We start from the raw sequence: 348 nt of genomic DNA, 5'->3' as shown, positions 1-348 counted from the left end.
TATTACTGAGCATGGGGACAGCGGTCACGTCAGGCAAGCGCTGTTGATGTCGTCACTAACCTCCATGCTGGCATTTGGCATGATGGTGTTCAGTCAGACACCGGCCATCTATCAATTTGGTTTTACGTTGCTGGTCGGGCTCAGCCTGGGCTGGCTGGTTTGTCGGCTGTTACCAGCAGCCTGGATAAGGAATATAAATGAACCTTTGTGATGTCGTGGTAATTGGAGCGGGGCCAGCCGGCGCTTGTGCAGCGGCAATGTTGGTAGACCAGGGGCTGTCGGTCATTGTGCTGGAAAAAGAACAGTTTCCGCGTTTCTCCATAGGTGAGAGCTTATTGCCACAAAGCA

At 52.6% G+C, this 348-nt stretch carries 2 protein-coding genes; both read left to right on the top strand.

Annotated elements, in window-relative coordinates; all coding sequences use genetic code 11:
* The coding region (locus J0A66_RS22220) for a hypothetical protein (RefSeq protein ID WP_206576005.1) at nt 1–211 on the top strand (211 nt) is incomplete at its 5' end.
* Nucleotides 198–348 (top strand): FAD-dependent oxidoreductase (locus tag J0A66_RS22215; RefSeq protein WP_206576006.1); only part of this gene is annotated, 151 nt, incomplete at its 3' end. The genes J0A66_RS22220 and J0A66_RS22215, both read left to right, overlap by 14 nt.

The organism is Bowmanella dokdonensis, from assembly GCF_017254865.1.
Classification (GTDB): Bacteria; Pseudomonadota; Gammaproteobacteria; order Enterobacterales; family Alteromonadaceae; genus Bowmanella; species Bowmanella dokdonensis.
This window is presented reverse-complemented; position numbering and strand designations above follow the sequence as displayed.